This is a genomic window from Ideonella sp. P3_A4 (genome assembly GCF_056403075.1).
Genome location: NZ_JBFUGE010000492.1, coordinates 1 through 4,480, shown reverse-complemented (window position 1 = coordinate 4,480; position 4,480 = coordinate 1). Strand labels below are relative to the sequence as shown.

The 4,480-nt window shown below is 68.0% G+C and carries 5 protein-coding genes; 3 read left to right on the top strand and 2 right to left on the bottom strand.

Annotation, left to right across the window (positions count from 1 at the left end):
- A partial coding sequence (locus tag AC1DYI_RS27530) for a DUF4394 domain-containing protein (RefSeq protein WP_477207309.1) occupies positions 1-671 on the top strand: 671 nt, incomplete at its 5' end.
- Positions 672-769: 98 nt separating this feature from the next.
- Positions 770-1,432 (top strand): PAQR family membrane homeostasis protein TrhA, encoded by a 663-nt coding sequence (gene trhA, locus AC1DYI_RS27525; RefSeq protein WP_477207308.1) that lies wholly within the window; start codon positions 770-772, stop codon positions 1,430-1,432.
- Positions 1,433-1,457: 25 nt separating this feature from the next.
- Here the strand turns inward: trhA and AC1DYI_RS27520 are convergent, their stop codons facing one another.
- A complete protein-coding gene (locus AC1DYI_RS27520; protein ID WP_477207307.1) occupies positions 1,458-2,021 on the bottom strand; it encodes a DUF3617 domain-containing protein in 564 nt (187 codons plus the stop codon).
- Positions 2,022-2,238: 217 nt separating this feature from the next.
- On the opposite strand from AC1DYI_RS27520, the gene AC1DYI_RS27515 reads away from it, so the two are divergent.
- Positions 2,239-2,877, top strand: a complete 639-nt coding sequence (locus AC1DYI_RS27515; RefSeq protein ID WP_477207306.1) for a hypothetical protein — start codon at positions 2,239-2,241, stop codon at positions 2,875-2,877.
- A gap of 446 nt (positions 2,878-3,323) precedes the next feature.
- Here the strand turns inward: AC1DYI_RS27515 and AC1DYI_RS27510 are convergent.
- The coding region (locus tag AC1DYI_RS27510) for a tetratricopeptide repeat-containing protein (RefSeq protein ID WP_477207305.1) at positions 3,324-4,480 on the bottom strand (1,157 nt) is incomplete at its 5' end.

Below are 4,480 nucleotides of genomic sequence, written 5' to 3'. Positions count from 1 at the left end.
CCGTCGGCACGCTCAGCGGCCTGGCCGGTGCTGACACCGCGGTGGTCGGCATCGACTTCCGGGTCCAGGACGGCCTGCTGTACGCACTGGCCAATGGCGGCGGCCTCTACACCGTCGACCTGGCCACCGCGGTGGCGACCAAGGTCTCGCAACTGAGCACCGCGCTCGATGGCACCCGCTTCGCGATCGATTTCAACCCCGCGGCCAATGCGCTGCGCATCATCAGCGACAGCGGGCAGAACCTGCGGCATCCGTTCTTCATGCCGGAACCACGCACGACCTTCGTCGACCCGGCGCTGAACTACGCGCCCGGCGCCGCAGCGGCCGGTGTCGTGGCGATCGGCTACACCAACAACGACCTCGATGCGAACACCGCGACAACGCTGTTCGATGTCGATGCCACCCTGAACCAGGTGGTGGTGCAAGCGCCGGCCAACAACGGCTCGCTGTCGGTGGCCGGCAAGCTGGGTGTGGACCCCGACGCCCCGATCGGCTTCGACGTGCATTCGCGCAAGGTCAACGGCGCGGCCAGCACCAACGTTGGTTTCGCATCGATGGGTGTCGCGGGCCAGCCCGGCTTCTACCGGATCGACCTACTGACCGGCCATGCGACATTGATCGGCCCGCTGGCCGAGTCGCTGGTCGACATCGCCGTCAGTTTGGACCTTTGAGGCAAGCGCGGGCACGTTGCTTGCCTGACTGTCCCTTGAACTGGGTCCCCCGGCCGTGGGATGGCCGTGCCGGAGGACCCCGCTACGATGGTCACACCATGAACGCAACGAGCCGCACGATCACCGCCGATCGCCCGCAGACCCTGGGTGAAGAGATCGCCAACGCGATCAGCCATGGCCTGGGCTGCGTGCTGGCGATTGCGGCGTTGCCGATCCTGGTGTTTTACGCCGCGCAGCGCGGCACGGCCGTCAATGTGGTCGCGGCCTGCGTGTTTGCCGGCACGGCGATCCTGCTTTACCTGATCTCGACGCTGTACCACGCCATCCCCAACGGCGTCGCCAAGGAATGGCTGGGGCGGCTCGACCACGCCGCGATCTACCTCTTCATTGCCGGCAGCTACACGCCGTTCACGCTGGGTGTGCTGCGCGGCGGTTGGGGCTGGGCGCTGTTCATCATCGTCTGGTCCGCCGCGGCCCTGGGTGTCACGATCAAGCTGCTCAATCGGCTGAGACACCCGCTGTGGTCGACCGGGCTGTATGTGGCAATGGGCTGGGTTGCTGTGATCGCGGCTGGCCCGTTGGTCGAACGCATGCCCGTGACCGGGATCGCCTGGCTGGTGGCCGGCGGCCTGAGCTACACGCTGGGCGCGGTGGTGTTCCTGCTCGATCACCGGGTGCGTTACGCACACTTCGTCTGGCACCTGTTTGTGATCGGTGGCAGCGTCTGCCACTTCTTCGCCGCGCTCTGGTACGCGGTTTGAGGCAGCGCGGCGCGCGCCGCCGGCCTCATGGCTTGTTCAGCTTCAGCGGTTGGACGGTGCCGCAATCGGCACCGACCCAGTGCCCGTTCTGCGTCATGTCGATCTTTTCCGGCTTGCCCTTGATCTGCGTCACCACGCTGGCCCGTCCGTTGTAGGTGGTCGGGCTGGTCATCGTGTACTCGCCCTCGCCGCTGGTGGGGCGTTCGCCGGTGCAGCTGAAGCGATAGCGGATCGTGGTGCCGGTGCGTTCCAGCATCTCTTGCTTGCAGTTGCCGTCGTGCTGCGGCATGTAGCCGCGCTCGGCCTGCTCGGCACTGACGCAGACGCGGACCGAGTTTGCCGCGCCACCCATGCCGAGACCTTGCTTGGCCATCATGGCCTCGATCATCTTGCGCTGCTCGGGCGGCATGTTGGCCATCTGCTGCTGCATCTGCGCCATCTTGGCTTCCATCTCGCCGCTGGCTGTTTTCATCGTCATCGACTGCTCCCACAGGCCGGGTTGCAGCTTGAGGGCGGTCTGGGCGGTGCCGGGGCCGGCCAGCAGAGCCGCCATGACGGTCAGCGACGAGGCGCAATAAGGCTTGTTCATGGGGGTGCGTCTTCAGGACACGGGCGGGGCGCCGCGGCGAGTGAGTTTGCGGCGCCACCCGTGCCTGCGCAAGCCCCACAAACACGGCGGCATGGGGGTGCGTTGGCGGATCAAGCGGCATAGAGTGACGGCCGCGCGGCCCTGGGCGACCGCCCATCGGCATGCCGCCCGCTCCGCGTGAACAGGCTCTATCCGACTGTCGAAACAAGGAGACAACATGACGACGTCAACCCGCCTGAATCCCGGCGCAGCCGCCCTGGCTTGCGCACTGACCCTGCTGGCCGCACCCGTCACCGCCTCGGCGCAGAACACGCTGCTGACAGCCAAACTCAATGGCGATGACCAGTGGAAGATCTACCTCACGACCCAGGTCACCACCGACGGCTATCAATACGCCAGCGGCTGGGGCTGGCCGATCACCTACACCGCCACGCTGTGGTTGCCGCCGACCTCGGCCGGCACGCACTTCAAGGACTACTGGCTCAACATCTGGGTGCAGGATGTGGGCGGTGGCGGGCCGGACCTGCTGGGCGAGTTCAAGCTGAGCGGCGCCAAGGGCTGCAAGTTCGACAACGGCACTGCCAGCTTGCTGACGCAGGCGGCCAAGTACTGGCATGTCAGCGCGGCGCAACCGATCTCGGTCGGCGGCTCACCCGTGGCCAACTTCCCGACCCAGTTCACGACCTATCTGCCGCCCTATGTGCAGCCGATGTTGACGCCGATGAGCCTGGGCCTGAACGGTGTGCCGCCGTGGGGGCCGATGCCGGGCATCAATGCGGCGGCTGAGTGGATCACGGACCCGGCAAATACCTGGAACAAGGAGGCATGGTTCCAGGCGCACATCCGCTGTAAGTGAGATGGTTCTCTGGCGCCTCGGGGACTGGATGCAAGCCTGCCGAGGTCGCGGCGCAGGGCGACGGCGGTGCCCCCGCTCTGCGCCCCGCTCGCGGGCGACTGTTTGAGGTGAGCAGCGGGCTGCCCATCAACACGGTGGTGCCTGAGATGCGTGGGGGCGACCGCGAATAAGRGCCGCTGAGCGGGGGCACCACCATCGCCCTGTGGATCTGTCGGCGGCGTGGCACGCCGTGCACCGGCACCCGATCTGCTGGGGGCGGGTGCTCGGGGCAGCTTCAGCGGCTCTTATTCGCGGTCGCCCCCACGCCTCCATCGCCGCCACACCGTGTTAATGGGCAGCCCGTGAATCAGCTCAGCCAGTGGCCCGCGAGCGAGCCGCAGAAGATGTCCCGGGCGGCCGGCCCACGCGCCAACTTCCGCATGCAGAACGCCGGCACAGGTACAAGCTCAAGCCAGCGTGCGCGTGTCGATCCACTTCACCCGCCCCGTGCGGCGCTTGACCTCGTCCATCATGTGCTGCGTGCCACCGGGGCCATCGCCGCCGCTGCCGTTCCACAGGCAGAGGAAGCGCGTCTTGTCCGGGCCCCAGGCGAGTGCGGTGTTCATCAGCCAGTCGTTGCAACGTTCGTACGCGCTGACGCCGCGGGGGCCGGGGCCGAGGTCTTCGGGCATCAGGCGTGGCGGATCGGGCAGCTTGGCACGCACCGCGAACCAGCGCTCGCGCCAGTTGGCGCCGTCGATGCTGGGCAGGATCGAGCGTTGGATGTATTCGGGCTCGTCGGTCGGCAGCATGATCTGGCAGCGAATGCCTCGCGCCTGCGCCGCTTCGAGGAACAGGATGTCGCCGCCGGCAGCGCATTGGCACAGCGCCAGGTCACCGTTGCCGGCACCCAAGCTGTCGATCGCGGCGCCGATCTCGCGGGCTGCGGCGCCTTCCAGCGTGGCCGGGAAGCGCGGCGTCTCGCGGTCCGGTGCATCGATCATGTGACCCGAGAACAGCAGCACCTGGCGTGGCACGAACGGCGGGGCGAGGCGTTTGATTTCGCGCTCGACGAGGTCGATGGCGAGTGCTGTTTCTGCTGGCCGGAAGCCGACGTCGCGCAGCAGCGCTAGCGCCTGCAGCGACGAGTCGAGCGCGAACCAGTCACGGTCGGCTGCGGCGGCCGCGGCGCGGTGGTCACGTTGCACTGCGCTGGCATCGAAGCACAGCAGGCTCAGCATCGCCTGCGATGCGCGCGCCCAGTAGTCGCGCGGCGCGTGGGCCAGCGCACTGGCCACGGCCCAGCGCACGCCGCCGAGCAAGGTCTCAGTTTCAGCTGGGCTTGTGTCGCCGCCCAGGTGGGCGCGCAACACCGTCAGCATCAGCGCGTTGATGCCCGAATAGTGGTGTGACGGGTCGGCCATGAAGGCGCTGCGGTACGGCGCGATCGCGTCGCCCAGGCTCGCATCTTCGAGCGCCGCGGTGTCCTTCAACGCCCCGGGCTCGACGGCGACCGCGGCGCCGGGCGCCGGGTGCCAGCGGCCGATCCAGCCGTCCTTCTCGACCCGGCCGGCCAGGGCCCAGCACTCGGCGTCGGTCGGGTAGTCGTGGGTCAGCGCCTGGG

Coding starts and splice junctions, on each gene's coding strand:
- trhA (WP_477207308.1), top strand. CDS start 770: ATGAACGCAACGAGCCGCACGATCACCGCCGATCGCCCGCAGACCCTG.
- AC1DYI_RS27520 (WP_477207307.1), bottom strand. CDS start 2,021: ATGAACAAGCCTTATTGCGCCTCGTCGCTGACCGTCATGGCGGCTCTG.
- AC1DYI_RS27515 (WP_477207306.1), top strand. CDS start 2,239: ATGACGACGTCAACCCGCCTGAATCCCGGCGCAGCCGCCCTGGCTTGC.